Annotated in this window: 20 protein-coding genes and 1 pseudogene; 13 read left to right on the plus strand and 8 right to left on the minus strand. The window is 71.4% G+C overall.

All coding sequences use genetic code 11. From position 1 onward, the window contains the following. Positions 1-746: DoxX family membrane protein (locus AB0K82_RS43245; protein WP_364409191.1), on the minus strand; the 746-nt coding region annotated here is incomplete at its 3' end. Between the two features lie 89 nt (positions 747-835). On the opposite strand from AB0K82_RS43245, the gene AB0K82_RS43250 reads away from it, so the two are divergent. Beyond that, a complete protein-coding gene (locus tag AB0K82_RS43250; protein WP_364409194.1) occupies positions 836-1,576 on the plus strand; it encodes a ribonuclease HII in 741 nt (246 codons plus the stop codon). A 98-nt stretch (positions 1,577-1,674) separates the two neighbouring features. Here AB0K82_RS43250 and AB0K82_RS43255 read toward each other — a convergent pair whose 3' ends face one another. The 3 genes from AB0K82_RS43255 to AB0K82_RS43265 all read right to left on the minus strand — a co-directional run bounded on the left by AB0K82_RS43255 (position 1,675) and on the right by AB0K82_RS43265 (position 4,518). After that, positions 1,675-2,610: a DUF1259 domain-containing protein gene (locus tag AB0K82_RS43255; protein ID WP_364409197.1), complete on the minus strand. Its 936-nt coding sequence runs from the start codon at positions 2,608-2,610 to the stop codon at positions 1,675-1,677. 127 nt (positions 2,611-2,737) lie between these two features. Beyond that, on the minus strand, positions 2,738-3,343 hold the full coding sequence (locus tag AB0K82_RS43260; RefSeq protein WP_364409200.1) for a response regulator transcription factor: 606 nt from the start codon (positions 3,341-3,343) through the stop codon (positions 2,738-2,740). Next, complete coding sequence (locus tag AB0K82_RS43265) at positions 3,340-4,518, minus strand: sensor histidine kinase (RefSeq protein WP_364409203.1); 1,179 nt, start codon at positions 4,516-4,518, stop codon at positions 3,340-3,342. Before AB0K82_RS43265 ends, AB0K82_RS43260 begins: the two co-directional genes overlap by 4 nt. 137 nt (positions 4,519-4,655) lie before the next feature. Here AB0K82_RS43265 and AB0K82_RS43270 point away from each other — a divergent pair, with 137 nt between their 5' ends. From AB0K82_RS43270 to AB0K82_RS43290, 5 genes are all read left to right on the plus strand, one after another. Then, complete coding sequence (locus tag AB0K82_RS43270) at positions 4,656-5,354, plus strand: sugar isomerase domain-containing protein (RefSeq protein WP_364409205.1); 699 nt, start codon at positions 4,656-4,658, stop codon at positions 5,352-5,354. Positions 5,355-5,381: 27 nt separating this feature from the next. Then, on the plus strand, positions 5,382-6,014 hold the full coding sequence (locus tag AB0K82_RS43275; RefSeq protein WP_364409208.1) for an endonuclease: 633 nt from the start codon (positions 5,382-5,384) through the stop codon (positions 6,012-6,014). A 193-nt stretch (positions 6,015-6,207) separates the two neighbouring features. Further along, entirely contained in the window at positions 6,208-8,553 is a 2,346-nt protein-coding gene (locus AB0K82_RS43280) for an AAA family ATPase (protein ID WP_364409211.1), read from the plus strand. A gap of 54 nt (positions 8,554-8,607) precedes the next feature. After that, a complete protein-coding gene (locus AB0K82_RS43285) occupies positions 8,608-9,669 on the plus strand; it encodes a crosslink repair DNA glycosylase YcaQ family protein (protein ID WP_364409214.1) in 1,062 nt (353 codons plus the stop codon). Between the two features lie 50 nt (positions 9,670-9,719). Beyond that, positions 9,720-9,974 carry a hypothetical protein gene (locus AB0K82_RS43290; RefSeq protein WP_364409217.1) on the plus strand — a complete coding sequence of 85 codons (255 nt, stop codon included), beginning with the start codon at positions 9,720-9,722 and terminating at the stop codon, positions 9,972-9,974. A 137-nt stretch (positions 9,975-10,111) separates the two neighbouring features. On the opposite strand, the gene AB0K82_RS43295 is transcribed toward AB0K82_RS43290, so the two are convergent. After that, positions 10,112-11,026, minus strand: a complete 915-nt coding sequence (locus tag AB0K82_RS43295; RefSeq protein ID WP_364409219.1) for a TIGR03564 family F420-dependent LLM class oxidoreductase — start codon at positions 11,024-11,026, stop codon at positions 10,112-10,114. An 89-nt stretch (positions 11,027-11,115) separates the two neighbouring features. Here AB0K82_RS43295 and AB0K82_RS43300 point away from each other — a divergent pair, with 89 nt between their 5' ends. The 3 genes from AB0K82_RS43300 (at position 11,116) to AB0K82_RS43310 (ending at position 13,716) form a co-directional block, all read left to right on the plus strand. Beyond that, positions 11,116-11,682, plus strand: coding sequence for a helix-turn-helix domain-containing protein (locus AB0K82_RS43300; RefSeq protein WP_364409222.1), 567 nt, complete (start codon positions 11,116-11,118; stop codon positions 11,680-11,682). 127 nt (positions 11,683-11,809) lie between these two features. Continuing rightward, the gene (locus AB0K82_RS43305) at positions 11,810-12,709 is read left to right on the plus strand and encodes an alpha/beta fold hydrolase (protein ID WP_364409225.1); all 900 of its coding nucleotides are present in this window, start codon (positions 11,810-11,812) and stop codon (positions 12,707-12,709) included. Between the two features lie 353 nt (positions 12,710-13,062). After that, the gene (locus tag AB0K82_RS43310; RefSeq protein ID WP_364409228.1) at positions 13,063-13,716 is read left to right on the plus strand and encodes a hypothetical protein; all 654 of its coding nucleotides are present in this window, start codon (positions 13,063-13,065) and stop codon (positions 13,714-13,716) included. A gap of 252 nt (positions 13,717-13,968) precedes the next feature. On the opposite strand, the pseudogene AB0K82_RS43315 reads toward AB0K82_RS43310, so the two are convergent. Then, positions 13,969-14,142, minus strand: a pseudogene (locus AB0K82_RS43315) (low temperature requirement protein A); the annotation flags it as partial. 59 nt (positions 14,143-14,201) lie between these two features. Here AB0K82_RS43315 and AB0K82_RS43320 point away from each other — a divergent pair. Both AB0K82_RS43320 and AB0K82_RS43325 read left to right on the plus strand, forming a co-directional pair. Next, the gene (locus tag AB0K82_RS43320; RefSeq protein WP_364409231.1) at positions 14,202-14,480 is read left to right on the plus strand and encodes a helix-turn-helix transcriptional regulator; all 279 of its coding nucleotides are present in this window, start codon (positions 14,202-14,204) and stop codon (positions 14,478-14,480) included. Continuing rightward, positions 14,477-14,665, plus strand: a complete 189-nt coding sequence (locus AB0K82_RS43325; RefSeq protein WP_364409234.1) for a DUF397 domain-containing protein — start codon at positions 14,477-14,479, stop codon at positions 14,663-14,665. The genes AB0K82_RS43320 and AB0K82_RS43325 overlap by 4 nt, the downstream gene beginning before the upstream one ends. Positions 14,666-14,935: 270 nt before the next feature. Here AB0K82_RS43325 and AB0K82_RS43330 read toward each other — a convergent pair whose 3' ends face one another. After that, positions 14,936-15,940, minus strand: coding sequence for a glycoside hydrolase family 11 protein (locus tag AB0K82_RS43330; RefSeq protein ID WP_364409237.1), 1,005 nt, complete (start codon positions 15,938-15,940; stop codon positions 14,936-14,938). Positions 15,941-16,233: 293 nt separating this feature from the next. On the opposite strand from AB0K82_RS43330, the gene AB0K82_RS43335 reads away from it, so the two are divergent. Together AB0K82_RS43335 and AB0K82_RS43340 are read left to right on the plus strand one after the other, a co-directional pair. Continuing rightward, the gene (locus tag AB0K82_RS43335; protein ID WP_364409240.1) at positions 16,234-16,482 is read left to right on the plus strand and encodes an MBL fold metallo-hydrolase; all 249 of its coding nucleotides are present in this window, start codon (positions 16,234-16,236) and stop codon (positions 16,480-16,482) included. Then, a complete protein-coding gene (locus AB0K82_RS43340; protein WP_364409243.1) occupies positions 16,479-16,865 on the plus strand; it encodes a hypothetical protein in 387 nt (128 codons plus the stop codon). Before AB0K82_RS43335 ends, AB0K82_RS43340 begins: the two co-directional genes overlap by 4 nt. A gap of 13 nt (positions 16,866-16,878) precedes the next feature. Here the strand turns inward: AB0K82_RS43340 and AB0K82_RS43345 are convergent. Then, positions 16,879-17,299: hypothetical protein (locus tag AB0K82_RS43345; RefSeq protein ID WP_364409246.1), on the minus strand; the 421-nt coding region annotated here is incomplete at its 5' end.

Raw genomic sequence — 17,299 nt, forward strand, 5'->3', positions numbered from 1 at the left:
GATTCTTTCTCGGGAGGACACGCCGCCCGTACTGCCTGAGCGTCCGTTGCGCCGCCGGTCGGGCTCCCGGGCGCCGGCGGCACGTCCTGGGCCGGATACTCGGCCGCCGGATACTCGGCCGTCGGCGGCGCGTCCCCTACCGGATACTCGGCCGTCGGCCCCGTGCTCCCGGCGGTCGGCGGCGCGTTGACGGCGGGCGACGGGGGCGGAGGTGTCTCGTCCCGTCGCGTACGGCGGCGGCGTCCCGAGGAACCGCCGCGCCCGAACAGCCGGTGGTCCAGCGTCAGCCGCCCGCCGGCGCCCGCCGCGAACAGCAGCGAGGCCAGGCCGAGGACGAGGACCAGTTCGAAGCCGTTGCGCGGCGTGCCCTGGTCGACGACGAACACCCCGTGCGCGGCGTGGACGAACACGAAGGCCCCGGCCATGTCCAGGAACAGCAGCGTGCCCGCCACCGGCAACGCGAGGCCGAGGATCAACGCCGCACCGCCCAGCAGTTCGACGAAGGTGGCGTAGACGGCCGCGGCCGTCGGCGCGGGCACGCCCATCGCGTCGAAGTCGTGTCCGGTCGCGGTCACGCCGACCTGGATCTTCTGCCAGCCGTGGGCCAGGAAGACCACCCCGACCCCGCACCGGGCGAGCAGGGCGACGGCGTCGTACACCGGCCGCCGGGGCGCGGCGGCCCGCTCCTCGCGCTCCTCGCGGTCGTCCGTCCAGAACGCGTTCATGTCCTCGGGCGACGTCTCCATCGGATGATGATCCTTCGAGAGGCGAATCGCCGTCCACCCGGTTCCGTAAACAGGCCACGCGCCCATCCCGCCTGTCATCATGGGGCCTCATGGATCACGAGGGCATCATCGATGACGGGTCGTTCGCCGGGGACGGCCGCGCGGAGCCGGTGGAGACGGAGCCCGGGAAGACGGGGCCCGACTACTCGCTGGAGCGGCGGCTGATCGACGCCGGGGCCGCGCGCGTCGCCGGGATCGACGAGGTGGGCCGGGGCGCGTGGGCCGGGCCGGTCGTCGTGTGCGCGGCCGTCACGGACCTGATCGAGCCTCCCGCCGGGCTGACCGACTCGAAGATGCTCACCGCCCGGCGTCGCGAGCGGATCGCCGAGGAGCTCCGCGGCCGGCTGCCCGCGTACGCCATCGGCATGGCGAGCGCGGAGGAGATCGACGAGGCGGGCATGACGGAGGCGCTGCGGCGGGCGGCCGTACGGGCCCTGGAGGCGCTGCCGGACCGCCCGGACGCGATCATCCTGGACGGGAAGCACGACTACCTCGGCGGAGCCTGGCCGGTGCGCACCGAGATCAAGGGCGACCTGCGGTCGGTCACGGTGGCGGCCGCGTCCGTACTGGCCAAGGTGCACCGTGACACGCTGATGGCCGGGCTGGGGCACGAGGAGTACGACTTCGCGCGGAACGCCGGGTACCCCTCGCCGACGCACCAGGAGGCGCTGCGCCGGCTCGGTCCGACACCGCATCACCGCCTGTCCTGGTCCTACCTCGACGACCTGCCCGAGTGGCGGCATCTGAAGAGGCATCGCCCGGACATCGAGGGCCAGCTCTCCCTGATCTGACCGGTCCGAGCCGATTCGACCGACCGCCGCCCATCCACTGGGCGCGTGCGGGATGGCGTGCCCGGCGCGCTGTACCCGACGTCGCCTCGGGCTTCGGGTCAGTGCCGGGGCGCGTGGACCTGGTCGAGGCCGGCGCGTAGGTCGCGGGCGAGGGCGGTGGCGTCCCCGGTCTTCCAGAAGTGCAGGTAGAAGAGGCGAGGCTGTTCGTACAGCATGTGGTTGTGCAGCTCGATGATGGTCATGCCATGGGCGCGCAGGGCTTTGATCACCGGGTTGACCTGGTCGGCGGTCATGGTGAAGTCGCCGTTGACCGCGGCGCGCCCGCCGCCGAGGGGCTGGAACATCAGCAGGGTGGCGGCCTCCATCAGGTACGGCAGCGTGATGTGGGCGCGGGTGTCGGTGATCTTCTGGGTGACCGGGACGTGGTACTGCAGGACGCCGTTCTCGTTCTCGCTCTTGGCGCCGATGATGCGGTCGATCGCGGCGACGTCCAGGTCGACCGGCGGCTCTTTCCCCTCCTGTTCCCGGTTGAGGGGGATGCCGGTCTTGGTGAGGGCGGTGTGCACGGTGCGGGCGATCTGGACAGGGTCGCCCAGGGCCCAGTAGTGCATCCACCACAGGCGCGGCGTCTCGTCCTGGATGTGCTTGTGCAGCGCGGTGATCCGCACGCCGCCGTGCTGCAGGGCGTCGGCGACCTTGGGCACCTCGTCGCCGGTGAGGGTGACCTCTCCGATCATGACCGCTCTGCCGGGGGCGGTCTGGTGGAAGGACGCTTCGGCGTTCAGCTCCATGCCGGGGTTCTCGGTCACGCCGGCGTTGACGACGTGCAGGTCGGTACGCAGCCACTCGGCGGTGTGCACGTCACCGGCCTCGGTCTTCAGGGGCCGGCCGACGGCGTGGGCCACGGCGTTCCAGTCGACACCGCCGCCCTTCGCCGAGGCCGCGCCCGCGGTCATGACGAACGTGGTGGCCAGCGCGGCGGCGCTCGCCGCCAGACGCGCTGCGCGAGGCCGCCCGAGTGTGGAACAGGCCATCTACGACCCGTTCCCCGGATCCCGATGGCGCAACCGCTGATCCCTTCGGGCCCGTCACGGCGAGCGGGTCGCGGCCGTCCGGCGCAGGGCATACGCGGCGGCGCCGGCCGTCCCGGCCGGGTGACGCTCAGAGCCAGCCGTTGTGGCGGGCGGCCCGTACGGCCTCGATGCGGTTCCGGGCGCCGGTCTTGCCGATCGCCGCGGACAGGTAGTTGCGCACGGTGCTCTCCGACAGGTGCAGGCGCCCGGCGATGTCGGAGATCGTCGATCCGTCGGCGGCGGCGGACAGCACGTCGCACTCCCGTGGCGTCAGCGGGCTGGGGCCGGCGCTGAGGGCGGCGGTGGCCAGCTCGGGGTCGACGACGCGTTCGCCCGCGAGGACGCGCCGGATGGCCGCCGACAGGTCCTCGACGGGGCCGTCCTTGACGAGGAAGCCGCTCGCGCCCGCCTCCATGGCGCGGCGCAGGTAGCCGGGCCGCCCGAACGTCGTGACGATCAGGATCTTGCAGTCCGGCAGCGCGGCGTGCAGGTCGGCGGCGGCGTCGAGGCCGCTGCGTCCCGGCAGTTCGATGTCGAGCACGGCGACGTCGGGCCGCAGCTCGAGGGCGGCCGGGAGGATCCGGTCTCCGGCGGCGACCTGACCGACGACCTCGAAGTCGTCCTCCAGGTTGAGGAGGAGGGCGAGCGCGCCGCGCATCATGCCCTGGTCCTCCGCGAGCAGCACCCTGATCAAGAAACGGTCTCCTTCAGTGGCAGCGTGATGGTGAGCAGGTAGCCCCCGCCGTCGGCCGGTCCCGCCTCGAGGCGGCCCTCCGCGCCGCCGATCCGCTCGACGAGCCCGCGCAGGCCGTTGCCCTCGGACCCGTCGGAGAGGACGGGCCCGCCGCGGCCGTCGTCGCGGACGGACAGGACCGCCGCGTCGTCCCGCCGGACCACCGAGATGTCGCAGTTGGCGGCGCCGCTGTGCCGGATGACGTTCGTGACGCCCTCGCGCACCGCCCAGCCCAGCAGGGCGTCCGCCTCCGCCGGCAGCGGGGTGCCCTCCATGCGGACCAGCGCCGTGATCCCGGCGTCCCGCAGCGCGGTACGGGCGCCGTCGATCTCGGCGTCGAGCCCGCGGCCGCGGTAGCCGGTGACCGCGAGGCGTACCTGCCGGAGCGCGTCCCGGCCGATCTCCTCGATGTCGGCGGCCTGCTCGGCGGCGAGCCCGGCGTCGCGGTCGGCGAGCTTGCGGACCGCCTGCGCCTTGACGACCATCACCGACAGCGTGTGCCCCAGCAGGTCGTGCAGGTCGCGGGCGAAGCGCAGACGCTCCTCGGACACGGCGGTCCGGGCGAGTTCCTCGCGGGTGTCGCGCAGTTCCCGGATCGCGGCGAACAGGCGCAGCATCGTGGCGACGATGAAACCGGAGAGCAGGGTGCCGTACCAGACGCCGAACGCGTCCCCGGACGACGCGCCCCGCACCCAGGCCAGCAGCGCCGCCGCGACGGCCAGCGGCGCGATCACCAGCACCGGCCAGGGCCGTCGGCCCCAGGGGATGACGACCCCGCAGGCCAGGGCGAGTGTGGGCGTCAGCGAGCTCATCCCGTGCCCGAACCAGCCGATCATGGTGAAGGCGTCCACCCCGGCCGCGACGAGCGGGACGACCGCCCGCCGGTCGCCCGGACCACGGCGGAAGCCGTACCAGATGGCGGTGACGATGAGCAGGATGTAGATCGTCAGCAGGGAACCGGACGCCCACACCGGCCGGGCATGGCCGTGCAGCACGGTGGAGAACGCGGAGTACCCGACGAGGAGCCACGGGTACATCCCGTACGGGCCGGGGCCGTCGTCGATGTGGCTCGCGATGTCCGTAGCCGACCCGGCGACGTCGTCACGAGCCTCGGGCCCCCGCCGTTCCTGCTGCACGCCGCACACTTTAGGGGGGACACGGTCCGCGGCGTAGATCGGCCCATCCCGGTATCCGGCAGGACAAAAGTCCCGCCACGCGCGCTCCCTAAGATCGCGGACGCCGAAAAGGTGCTAGACCGGTGTTCGTGGATTGGATGCGTGACCATCTTGAGCGGATAGAGCGGCACAACGCGGACGCGCTGGAGCGCGCCTGCGGGCTGCTCCTCGACACCGTCCTCGGCGGCGGCCTGCTGTACCTCGGCGGATCGGGCCATTCACTGGCGATGGTGCTGGAGGGCTTCTTCCGCGCGGGCGGGCTGGCCTGCGTGTACCCCCTGTCCCGGCCGGAGATCTCGCCGCTCAACGGCGCGTGGCCGGCGACGGAGGCCGAGCGCCGCCCCGGCCTGGCCGCTCCGGTTCTGGAGGCCGCGACACCCCGGCCGGGCGACCTGGTGATGATCTTCTCCAACAGTGGCACCAACCCGTACCCGGTGGAGCTGGCGACCACGGCACGGTCGTACGGACTGCCGGTGATCGCCATGGTGTCCGGTCCGTCGATGGCGGCGGCTCCGCCCCGGGCGGGCGTGAAGCTCGGCGAGGTCGCGGATCTGGTGCTCGACACCCTGACCCCGCCGGGTGACGCCTCCTATCCCACCGAGGCGCCGCGCACGGCGGCACTGTCCTCATTGTCATGCGTTTACCTGTGGAACCTGCTTCTCGCCCGGATGGCCGAGCGCGCCGAATTGCCGCTCTGGGGCAGTGCGAACGTTCCCGGGGGAGATGAGCGCAATGCCGAACTACTGGCCCGGTACTCGGAACGGGTGCCCGTGCTAAGAACGTCGGTTATGGGGTAAGGACCTGACCTACTTGGAGGTGGCGTCATGGACAAGACGGTCAAGGCGTTGCTGTCGGAGGCCGGACGAACCTTTGCCGAAGAGGCCGGGATCCCGCTGAAGGATCAACCGGGCGCCCTGTTCAAACTCCTCGTACTCGCCAATCTCCTCAGCACCCGGATCAGCGCCGACATCGCGACCGCCGCGGCGAGGGAGATCTTCGAGGCGGGCGGGGGAACGCCGCGCGGCATGACCAGGCTCACCTGGCAGCAGCGCGTCGACGCCCTCGGCCGGGCGCATTACGTCCGCTATGACGAGAGCACCTCCACCCGGCTCGGGGACATGGCCGAGCTCGTCCTCGAGGAGTACGACGGCGATCTGCGCAAGCTGCCGCTGAAGGCCGAACGCGATGTGGGCCGCGCGAAGGAGCTGCTGGAGGAGTTCCCCGGCATCGGACCGGTGGGGGCCGACATCTTCTGCCGCGAGGCGCAGGCCGTATGGCCGTGGCTGCGCCCGTACCTCGACGACCTGACGCTGAAGGGCGCCGAGCGCGTCGGCCTGCCGACCGATCCCAAGCGCCTGGCCGACCTCGTCAAGGACCGTGATCTGGCGCAGCTCTCGGCCGCTCTGGTCCGCGTCGCCAAGGACAAGAAGCTCGCCGATCAGGTGGCGAAGGCCTAGTGACGACCGCACCGACCCCGGCCGGGGTCCGCCGCCCGGCCGCCCGGTCGGCCGGTCGGCCTCGGCTGGAGAGCGCCTGCCAGGGGCATGGCTACTGTCCGATAACGGTCTTGATAGGGACGCGCCACGCAATGGGTCCTGCCATTCGACGCCCAAGCTGCGCTATACACGTCCTCAGGCATGAGGGAGAGCGATGCGACCGTTCGGCAGATCCCGATCGCGCCCTCCGGTGGCGCGTGATCTGTTCGAACGTGCCCGCTGGCGCTATTTCCAGATCCAGCCGGGTCTGCGGAGACTGACGTTCCTGCTGTTGGTCGTGGGATCGGCGGCGGTGGCGATCGTCGCGAATCTGCCGTTGCTCACGACCGTCGTGTTCGTCGCGACGCTTCTGCTGGTCGTCGACTTCACCCTTCGCTCGCCGAGCGGAATGGCGACGGCCTTCGTCGTCGCCTGCTGGCTGGCGGCCGTGATCCCGCTGAGCCGCCTCTACCCGGACGGCGGCCATGAGGCCGTCTTCCTCGCGGCGCTGGCGCTCCCGGTCGCGTTCCTCGCCCACCGCATCCACGCGTACGCGCCGTGGCGCACCGCGGTCCTCTCACTGGGACTGGCCGGCATCGTGGCCGCCGCGCTCGCCCACCCGCTGCCGAGGCTGACCGCCGCGCCCGGCTGGGCGGCGGCGTTCGCCGTCCTCGGCTACCGCTGGTGGCAGGCGCGCCGCATCGTCCCCGCCGAGGCGTACGACACCGGCTGGGCCCAGGAGGACTACGCGGAGGACGACGAGTACGCCGCGCCGGGCCAGGCCCGCGCCGCCGAGGACGTACCCGACATCTCGGTCGACGAGGCGTTCGCCGAACTCGAGGCGATGATCGGCCTGGAGCCGGTGAAACGGCAGGTCCGGTCGATCGCGGCCTCGATCGAGGCCGCGCGGATGCGGGCCGCGGCCGGGTTCCCCACCGAGAAGCCGATGCGGCACTTCGTGTTCGTCGGGCCGGCCGGTACCGGCAAGACCACCGTCGCCCGCGCCGTCGCGCGGATCTTCTACGCCTTCGGGCTGCTGCCGACGCCGCAGGTCGTCGAGGTGCAGCGCGCCGACCTGGTGGGGGAGTACCTCGGCGCCACCGCGATCAAGACGAACGAGGTCGTGGACCGCTCCCTGGGCGGCGTGCTGTTCATCGACGAGGCGTACTCCCTGGTCAACGCCGGTGACGGACAGCCCGACCGGTTCGGCAGCGAGGCCGTCCAGACGCTCCTCAAACGCGCCGAGGACGACCGCGACAACGTGGTGATCATCCTGGCGGGCTACGAGGACGAGATGGAGGGCTTCCTCGCCTCCAATCCCGGCCTCGCCTCGCGGTTCGGGACGCGCGTGAAGTTCCCCGCGTACGAGCCGGCCGAACTGCTGCTGATCGCCGAGTACCACACCGGCCTGCGCGGCGACCGTCTCGGCCCGGACGCCGGGCCCTGCCTGCGGTCGAAGTTCGAGGAGGTCTCCCGGCGCGGCGTCCTCGACGAGCTGGGCAACGGGCGGTTCGTGCGCTCCCTGGTCGAGTCCGCGGCCCGCGCCCGCGACGTCCGGATCGTCCATGCCGGCGCCGAACCCGCTCCCGAAGACCTCGTGACGGTCCACGCGGTCGACGTCGAGATCGCGTTCGCCGAGCTGACCGAGCGCTACCGCGGCTACGCCGAGACGCCCACCCTGGAGGAGGCGCTCGCCGACCTGGACGGCATGATCGGCCTGGAGCCGGTGAAGCGCCAGGTCCGGGCCATCGCCGCGCAGCTTCAGGTCGCGAAGCTGCGCGAGGAGCAGGGGCTGCCCACGCATCCGCCGACGCGGCACTTCGTGTTCGCCGGGCCGCCCGGCACCGGCAAGACGACCGTCGCCCGGGTGCTCGGCCGGGTCTTCGCCGCGCTCGGCCTGCTGGCCCGGCCCGAGGTCGTCGAGGCCCAGCGCGCCGACCTCGTCGGCGAGCACCTGGGGGCGACGGCGATCAAGACCAACAAGGTGATCGATTCCGCGCTCGGCGGGGTCCTGTTCGTCGACGAGGCGTACTCCCTCGTCAACCCCGGCTACTCCGGCGGCGACGCGTTCGGCATCGAGGCGGTGCAGACCCTGCTCAAGCGCGCCGAGGACGACCGCGAGCGCCTGGTCATCATCCTCGCCGGCTACGACGCGGACATGGACCGGTTCCTGCGGTCCAACCCGGGCCTGGCCTCCCGCTTCGCCGAACGCGTGGCGTTCCCCTCCTACGGCCCCGACGAACTGCTGGAGATCGCCCTCACGATCGCCGAGCGGGCCGGTGACACCTGGGAGGAGGACGCGCTGGACGACCTGGCGGGCGTCTTCCAGCGCGTCTGCGGTCTCGGCCGGATCGACGAGCTGGGCAACGGCCGGTTCGTGCGCTCGCTGTACGAGAAGGCCTGCGGCTTCCGTGACCTGCGCGTCGCGGAGCTCGGCGCGGACGTCACGACCGCTGACCTGACCACCCTGACCACCGAGGACGTCCGGTCCGCCTACGCGGATCTCGCCCGCCACCACTGATCGCCGGTACGGCGAGGACACGGCTGTCGGTGGGGCGCGCTAGCGTGCGGTGCCGTGGAGACGGTGACGTGGGAGCAGGTGCTGGCCTGGCGGCTGCGGCGGCAGTTCGTCGATCCGGCGGCCGGCGGTGACCCGGTCGAGGTCACCCGGCGGCTCGCCGGCGTCCAGGCGCAGGTGGCCTCGGCGGCCGAGCTGGCGATCGCCGTCCGGCAGGCCGAGCCGTCCCCGGGCGCGGTGCCGGCGGCCCTCGCCGACCGCAGGCTCGTGAAGACCTGGGCGATGCGCGGCACCCTGCACCTGCTGCCCGCCGACCAGGCCGCCGCCTACCTCACGCTGTCCGGCGCGCACCGCAACTGGGAGCGCGGAAGCTGGCAGAAGACGTTCGGCGCCATCCCCGCCGACCTTGAGGCCATCGCGGCGGCCGCGACCGACGCCCTGTCCGGCGGCGCGGTCCTCAGCCGTGAGGAGCTCACCGCCGAGATCGTCGACCGTACGGGCTCGGCTCACCTCGCCGAGGTGCTCGGCTCCGGGTGGGGCACCCTCCTCAAGCCGCTCGCCTGGTGGCGAGTGCTGTGCTTCGGGCCGCCGCGCGGCAACCGGGTCACGTTCGTCAGCGCCGCCTGGCTGCCGGAGGCACCCGACCCGGCGGCGACCGTGCTCCGGGCGTACCTCGGCGCCCACGGGCCGACGACGCCCGAGCTGTTCGACAAGGTGTGGCTGAGCCGGGGCGTCACCCCAAGGGCGCGGCTCAAGGGCTGGTTCGCCGCGCTGGGCGACGAGCTCACCGAGGTCGACGTCGAGGGCGAGCGCCGCGTCATGCTCGCCGAGCACGTCGCGGAGCTGGCCGCGACCCCGCCGAGCCGCGCCGTTCGCCTCCTCGGCGCGTTCGACGCGTACGTCCTGGGCGCCGGCACCACCGCCACGGAGATCGTCCCGGCGGCGCGCCGCGCCGCGGTCAGCCGCAGCGGCGGCTGGATCTCCCCGGTCGTGCTGCACGGCGGCCGGGTCGCCGGCGTCTGGCAGGACGAGACGACCACGCTCTGGGAGGACGTCCCGGAGGACGCCCTCGTCGCCGAACGCGCCCGGCTCACCCGGCTCACCGCCGCCTCCGGCTGATCGACGGTCAGCGGCTTGCCGATCAGGCGCCCGCGCCGACGGTAGACAGCATGATCACACAACTCAAAGACATCGACCCGACGGCTCCCGTGGACATCATCCTCACCGCGATCGGCTCCTGGGCGGCGGACGACCTGGCCGTGCTGGCCCGCGAGCACCACCTTGGGGTGACCGATGGCGGCTACGAACTGTCGCCTCTGTTCCCGAAGCAGGACGGCAGTGGCTGTGGGCACGCGATGCCGTGCACGCTCATCACCGGGACCGCAGTGGCCTTCAGCACCGCGGTCCTCCTCGCCGACAAGTGACGGGAGGTCGACCGGGGCCTGCGGCGGGGCAGCTCGCTGCTGATCATGCGCCACGGCCGGCCGCTCTGCCACGTCATCACCCACTGATGTAGTGGGGAGGACCGGCATCACCTGTCCCCGTCCGGCCGGGTGGTGGGTCAGTGGCGGCCACGGATCGCGGACAGGAGCGCGAGGGTGCGGGCCCGCTCGCGCTCGTCGCCGACCAGGCTGGCCACGAACTCGGTGGCACCGGCGTCGGCGTAGGTCCGGATGGACCGCTCGACCGTGTCCTCGTCGCCCGCGATGACCGTCTCGTGCACCCCCGACATGCCCTGGCGGTCCAGGATGGCGCGGTAACTGGGCAGCCGCCCGGCGGCGCCGACCGCCGCCGCGACACTCTGCCGGACCCCATCGGGGTCGTGGGTGACGCTGACCATGACGCCCGCGACGACGCGAGGGCCGGGCCGTCCCGCCCGTTCGGCGGCGCGGCCGATGGTCGGCGCGACATGCTCACCGATCGCGCGTGGTCCGGTCCACACGGTGACCACGCCGTCGGCCAGTTCTCCGGCGATCCCCAGCATCACCGGGCCCAGCGCCGCCAGGAGGACGGGCGGCGCGACGGCGCCCGGCACGATCGTCCGTCCCGCGACGGTGATCACCTCGCCGTGGTGGTCGACCTCCTCGCCCCGTAGGAGCGGCATTAGACTCGTCAGGTACTCGCGGACGTGCCGGGCCGGCCGGTCGTACGAGTGACCGAACGCCTTCTCGATGATCTCCGGATGGCTCGGGCCGACTCCGAGGATGAACCGATTGCCACTGGCCGCCTGCGCGGTGAGCGCCTGACCGGCCAGCGCCAGCGGATGGCGGGGATAGGTCTGGGTCACCGCGGTGCCCACGTCGATCCCCGGCACCTCCCGGGCGACGAGGGTCGCGAGCGTGACCGCGTCCCACGAGAAGAGCTGGCTGAAGTAGACGCTGTCCAGCCCGGCCTCCGCCGTCGCGCGCACTCGTTCGATCATCTCCGGGAGAGCGGTGCCTTCGCCCGCCACCCCGATCATCACTCCCAGCCGCAAAGGTGCCTCCCACGAGATGAATCGGATCTTCCGGTTCCGTCTAGACTAACGTGAACATCAGATTCCGATTGACCGCAGTGGGGAGATCCGTGCGAGCCGACGCGCGCCGCAACCGGGCGCTCATCCTGGACGCCGCCCTCGACCTGTTCGCCACTCGTGGCCCGGCGGTGTCCATGGAGGAGATTGCGCGGGCCGCGGGCCTTGGGGTCGGCACGCTGTACCGTCATTTCCCGGACCGGCAGGCGCTGCAGGAGCAGATCGCCGCCGACACGCTGCGGCGGCTCCTCTCCGCCGCCCGCGACCTGGCCGCCGGTCCCCTGCCGGGCTGGGAGGCGCTGGTGCTGGTCGTCCGCCACTGCGCCGGCCTGCCGCTGGCCCTGGCCAAGACGCTCGTGGACGACGAGTCCCCTCCTGCCGAGGTCGCCGAGCTCACCGCCGATGTGAACGGGCTCATCGCCCGGCTGGCCGAGCGGGCGCAGCGCGAGGGCTCACTGCGCTCCGACCTCCCGCCCCGCGAGGTCGTCGACCTGCTCAGCGTCGCCGTCTGCCGGCCCGGGGCCCGCGCGGACGACGCTCTGACGATCGTCATCCTCGACGGGCTCAAAGCGCCGACGGCGGTCGGCCCGGAGCGCGGGGCAGCCGTTACGGTGGATTGACAGCACGGTAGTCGTCACGAAACGTGCCGGCCGCACGATGCGAGGGAGTCGACATCGGTGGTGAGGCGTGATTCCTGGAGCTCTCATCCGTTTCCGTGACATCCACGGTTACTGGCGGGCCTTCCGAATGACCGGGAGCGGGCCGCCTCTCCTCCTGATCCACGGCATCGGCGACAACTCCGGCACCTGGGAGGACGTCATCCCCCGCCTCGCCGAGGGCCACACCGTCATCGCGCCGGACCTGCTCGGCCACGGCGAGTCGGCCAAACCGCGGGCCGACTACGCCATCGCCGCGTACGCGTGCGGGATGCGCGACCTGCTCGGCGTCCTCGACGTCGACCGGGTCTCGGTCATCGGCCACTCACTCGGCGGCGGGATCGCCATGCAGTTCGCCTACCAGTTCCCCGAACGCTGTGAGCGGCTCGTGCTCGTCGCCCCCGGTGGAATCGGCCGGGAGGTCCACCCGCTGCTGCGCATGGCGGCGGCGCCCGGCGCCGAGGTCGGGCTGTCGCTGGCGACGTCGGCGCCCGCGCGTACGGCCGTGCGGCTGGCGGCCCCCGCCCTGCGCCTCACCGGCGGCCTGTTCCTGGGGACCGACTTCGACTACATCCTCCGGCGCTACCAGGGCCTGCGCACACGGAAGGCGCGCGAGGCGTTCCTGCGCTGCCTCCGGGCGGGAGTCGACATGCGCGGCCAGGTCATCACCATGCTCGACCGCTGTTACCTCGCCGAGGGCATGCCGATCCTCATCATCTGGGGCCGGGAGGACCACGTGATCCCCGTCGGGCACGCGATGATCGCGCACGCCGCCATGCCGGGCAGCAGGCTCGAGATCTTCGGGCGGTGCGGGCACTTCCCGCACCGTGACGACCCCGACCGCTTCGTCGCCACGGTCGAGCGGTTCCTGGAGACCACCGAGCCGGCGCTGCACGATCCCGCCCAGTGGCGCCGCCTCCTGCGGGCCGGCCGGGACGGGACCGGAGCGAGGAAGGAGACCGTCGCCCCGCACGTGTCCAGCGGCGCCTGACCTCCGCCCGCGTCATGCACGGGTCGGACGGATGACCCGTGCGCATCCCAGCCGACGTGAGGCAGTCCCGCTCTTGGTCGGCGGCCCGGCGGTAGCCGCCAAGGCCACGCCGATGTGCTCGGCAACGTGTGCCGCCACACCGTCCAGGCCCTGGGGTCCGCGCTGATGTGACGTGCCGTCCTGCTTCCGAACCGTCTTGCGGTGTAATCGCGCGATTCCGGTGAGCAACGGTTATTCTGAGTGGCCACAAGGACACCATCGGTAACAGTCACGCGGGAGAGCGCATGCACACCACCACCCCACAACCAAGCCGCCGCACGGGCAACCCGTTCTGTCGCGTACGAGGAGGCGTGATGGGCGTCGCGGCGGCGGCCGGGATGCTGCTGCCGGTGGCCGGGACCATCCCCGCCCACGCCCAGAACGGAAAGGTCTACGCCACACCGGGCGCGACCACCTTTACCGTGCCCAACGGGGTGTCCCAGATCAGGGTCGTCCTGACCGGCGCCGGGGGAGGCGGCAGCATGGGGACCGGCAACACCGCCTACCTGTCCGGCGGCAGTGGTGGGGGCGGGGGCGCCACCTCGTTCTGCACCCTGGCTGTTCATCCCGGTGACAACATGACCATCACCGTCGGCGCCGGCGGCGCCGCACCGAACGGCGACGGCCTCGCCGGGACGGCCTCCTCCGTCGCCTACGCCAACGCGGGCGGCGCCAGCGCCGACGCCGGTGGCGGCGGCCATACCGGTCCCGGCGGCCACGAGGACGCCGGCGGCGCGGGAGGAATGAACGCCACCTGGTGCGCCGGCAGCGACGCCGGCCAGAACTTCGGCCAGGCCGGCACGGCCGGCGTCAAAGACGCGGGAGGCCCCGGAGGCGCACCCGGTGCCGGGGTACCCAGTGCCTGCCCCGCCGGTACCGGCCGAGGCGGAAACGGCGCCGACTCGGCTCCTGCCCCCTACCTGCGCGGCTTCCCCGGCGCGAACGGCTGCGTCGTCCTCACCTACTGACGCCCCGAGACAGCACCGACGTCCTGGTCAGCCCCCCCACCGGGGGGCTCGCCCGGCATTGGAAGTGTTCGATCCTCGATCTCTCAGGTGGTACTGCGATGAAGGTCCCAACCGGGAGCGCCTCAGAGGCTGCCCCGGCACAGGCCACGGCTCCCGAACGCCTCGGGCAGCGCCGTCGACATCAGCAGACCGCTGAGCATCGCCGCGATCAGCACGAGCCGGACGGTCGGGTGGTCGGGCCGCGCCGATCACGGTGAGGTCCTTCAGCAGCCGGTGGGAGAGCTGCGTCACCGCGTAGCCGAAGACGAGGTCGAAGAACAGCTCGAAGTAGGTGACGCGCGCGGCCCCGGCACGCAGAAGACTACGGCGGCGCGCGCCGTCTCCCGCGCGGGACAGATCGGGTCGCCCCAGGAGTAGAAGAACCACAGGGCGTCGCCGTCGACCCGGTAGTGGTCGATCCGGATCGTCTCGGACAGGACCGGCGCGTGCCGGTTCCCGCCTACCGGCTCCGCCTGCACCGCGAGCGTGCCGACCGCACCCAGGACGACGTCGGCCGCGAATGCGTCATCAGCGGCAAGATGATCAGCCACTTCGAGAACTGCCGCCGCATCCCCACCCTCGACGTCTCCAAGGACCTCGACCGCCTGTTCGGCTTAGACAGATACTTCGAGGAACTCCACCCGCACGTCGTACGGGAAGTGGCCCTCAGCCCCCCGATGTCCGAGTCCGAGGAACTGATCCGCGCGATCATGGAGCAGATGTGAACGTCACTCCCCCAGTCGGCACTTGGCGCAAGTCCAGTTACTCCTGTGAGAACATCAGCGACACCTGTGTAGAGGTCGCCCGGCTGACCTTCGCTGAGTCGGGTGAGGCGCCCGCCGGGTGCCCCATCGCGTTTCGCGCTGTCTACTCAGAGGGCACCGTTTCTCCTCTGGGCAGACGCCTCTGAAACGAAGGCGCCGCGGGGTGCCGTGATTGTCGCTTCTGTCGCTTGGGTGGTCGAGCAGGGCGTACCGATTGCTCGGGGAAGGGCCCGGTCCGGCCGTGCTCTGTAGGCATCCGTCCGTTTTGGCGGCGCGTTCGCCGAGCCTTCCGTACGCGGTCGCGGGTGCGATGGGACCGCTCGGACGCCGTCCCCGGCGTCTCGACTCGGGCGGTAGCGGGTGGCGCGACGGCCCCCGGCCGCCGCGCCACGGGTGTGGTGTTCAGTGGTTCGGTCTCAGCTCGTGCTGCAGGAGACGGTCGGCCAGGTGGTGCTGCCGTTCTTCTGGATGGTGACGCCCCAGTTGTTGCCGTTTCCGTTCGGTGTGGCGACGAGGGTTTGGGCGTTGGGGTAGCTGGCGTTGATGTTCCAGGTGGACATGACCTTCTCGGGCGAGGGGACGTTCATGGTGACGGTCCAGTTGCTGGAGCCGGAGACCGCGACGTTGAGGTTGTAGCGATCGCTCCAGGACTGGCCGGCGGACAGCGTCGCGGTGCACCCACCGGTGCCACCCCCGCCTCCTCCTCCGCCGCCACCGCCGCCGGAGTCGCCGACGGTGATGTTGGAGTTGCCGCTGCTCTGGTAACCCTCGGTGGCGAGGATCATGTAGTAGTTGAAGCTGCCGAGGTTCATCCCATAACGGGCCCACGCGTCGAAGTGGTTGCCGGTGGTGATGGTTCCGCCGGTCCGCTTGGACTGCCGGACGCTCCAGTACTGGTTGAAGGTCTTGGTGCCTTCGACGGAGGGGGCGTTGTAGCGGGTGGTCTCGTAGATGTCGTACGTGCCGCCGTCACTGGTGACGGTGCCCTTGTACGTTCCCGTGGGCCGGTAGCTGCCCCAGTTGTCGACGATGTAGTACTCGACGAGCGGGTTCGACGTCCACCCGTACAGGGACAGATAGGCGTTCCCGGACGGGTTGAAGCTGCCGGAGTAGTTCACGGCCCGACGTCCGCCGTTGCTCCAGCCCTTGCCGGCGACGAAGTTGCCGACGTTGCTCCATGAGGTGCTGTAAGAACCGCCGCCTTTCAGGGTCATCGAGCTCGACCCGCCGCCGTCGGTCCAGAACGAGTAGTAGTAGCCGCCGTCGGTGCCGGTCTGGTTGGAGGTGATGGTCGTGTCGGCGTGTGCGGTGCCGGGCAGAAGCGCCGCGGCCGCGGCCAGTGCCACGGCACAGGCCGCGCGGATGAGCGGCCTGGCGCGGCCGCGTCTGCGGGACTTCAGGTGGGCGAGGGTGCCGTTCATGTGCGTGCTGCCTCCTCATGAACGCTGGCGGGTACCGATCGATGAGCGAGTATCCGCCCGGTGTCACGATCGCGTCAACGATAGATTTCGAAAGCTTTCAGACATCTGAACGGCCGTCTCCTATCGTCTATGCCGCTTGACCTGGACGGTCGATGCACCGTCGCTGGATTGATGGTGTGAAAACTAGTGAAAGCTCGAATTTGGTAGCGCATTTCTCGAAACATTTCGAAATCGGGTTCGCTTTCAGCGATCAGCGAGCGGAACGCGCGGAGCGGGACGACAGGATTGGTCGCATGGAACTCGTCAAGTTCGGGCACGCCTGCGTCCGTCTCGAGAAGGACGGCCGGTCCCTCGTCATCGACCCCGGTGTGATGACCCCGGAGCCGGACGTCCTGACGGGCGTGGACGCTGTTCTCGTGACCCATGAGCACTTCGACCACCTCGACGCCGATCGCCTGCGGGCGGCCGTCGACCACAACCCGGAACTCACCGTCCACACCTGGGCGTCGCCCGGCACCTGGCCGACCTCGGCGACCGGGTGAATGTCGTCCGGGACGGCGACGTGTTCTCGGCCGCCGGCTTCGAGGTGGCGGCCGTCGGCGAGAAGCACCACTTCAGCCATCCGGACGCTCCGCCCGTGGACAATGTCGGCTTCCTCGTCGACGGAGAGGTCTTCCATCCCGGTGACGCGCTGACCGTGATCGACGTGCCGACGTTGCTGGTCCCCGGCCAGGCGCCGTGGCTGACCGTTCCGGATCTGATCCGCTACCTGCGGACGATGCGGCCCCGCCGCGCGTACGCCGTCCACGACGGACTGATCAACGAGTGGGGCGTGAAGGTGCTGGAGAGCGTCCTCGACGCGGAGGCCGAACGGCTCGGCACCGAGATCCGGCTTCCCAAGCCGGGCGAGAGCATCCCGCTGTGATCGAGCCGGCCCGTCACGGGTGTGGTCGGCGGGCTCGGCGGGGGAGGTGGACGGTGAGGTTGATCCAGAGGGCGTGGAGGAAGCCGGCGAGCCAGACGGTCAGGCCCAGGGCCATGCCGATCGTCGTCTGAGGCGTGTCGATGTCGGATTCCGAACCGCTGCCGACGAGGATGAAGGCCAGCACGGCCAGCACGAGATAGGCCGCCGCGGCGACGAGCAAGGACGGTCGCCGGTGCCGGGCGGCGATGTAGCCGAACGACAGCCAGGTGCCCGCGCCGAACAGCGGCGTCGGCAGCATCCAGAGGCTGTGCGCCGCCTTCCAGCCGAGCCCGCGCGGGCCGCGCTTTGAACCCACCAAGGCGCTGGACCGCATCGCCCCGTACGCCAGCGTCATCCTCATCGCGCAACACGCGGGCGGTCTGGGTCGGCTCTTC

The organism is Actinoallomurus sp. NPDC052274, assembly GCF_040679475.1.
Taxonomy (GTDB): Bacteria; Actinomycetota; Actinomycetes; order Streptosporangiales; family Streptosporangiaceae; genus Actinoallomurus; species Actinoallomurus liliacearum.

Bases quoted from the DNA above. Each gene is read 5' to 3' on its own strand.
- AB0K82_RS43250 (WP_364409194.1), top strand. From the start codon at position 836: ATGGATCACGAGGGCATCATCGATGACGGGTCGTTCGCCGGGGACGGC.
- AB0K82_RS43255 (WP_364409197.1), bottom strand. From the start codon at position 2,610: ATGGCCTGTTCCACACTCGGGCGGCCTCGCGCAGCGCGTCTGGCGGCG.
- AB0K82_RS43270 (WP_364409205.1), top strand. From the start codon at position 4,656: ATGCGTGACCATCTTGAGCGGATAGAGCGGCACAACGCGGACGCGCTG.
- AB0K82_RS43275 (WP_364409208.1), top strand. From the start codon at position 5,382: ATGGACAAGACGGTCAAGGCGTTGCTGTCGGAGGCCGGACGAACCTTT.
- AB0K82_RS43280 (WP_364409211.1), top strand. From the start codon at position 6,208: ATGCGACCGTTCGGCAGATCCCGATCGCGCCCTCCGGTGGCGCGTGAT.
- AB0K82_RS43290 (WP_364409217.1), top strand. From the start codon at position 9,720: ATGATCACACAACTCAAAGACATCGACCCGACGGCTCCCGTGGACATC.
- AB0K82_RS43305 (WP_364409225.1), top strand. From the start codon at position 11,810: ATGACCGGGAGCGGGCCGCCTCTCCTCCTGATCCACGGCATCGGCGAC.
- AB0K82_RS43310 (WP_364409228.1), top strand. From the start codon at position 13,063: ATGGGCGTCGCGGCGGCGGCCGGGATGCTGCTGCCGGTGGCCGGGACC.
- AB0K82_RS43330 (WP_364409237.1), bottom strand. From the start codon at position 15,940: ATGAACGGCACCCTCGCCCACCTGAAGTCCCGCAGACGCGGCCGCGCC.
- AB0K82_RS43335 (WP_364409240.1), top strand. From the start codon at position 16,234: ATGGAACTCGTCAAGTTCGGGCACGCCTGCGTCCGTCTCGAGAAGGAC.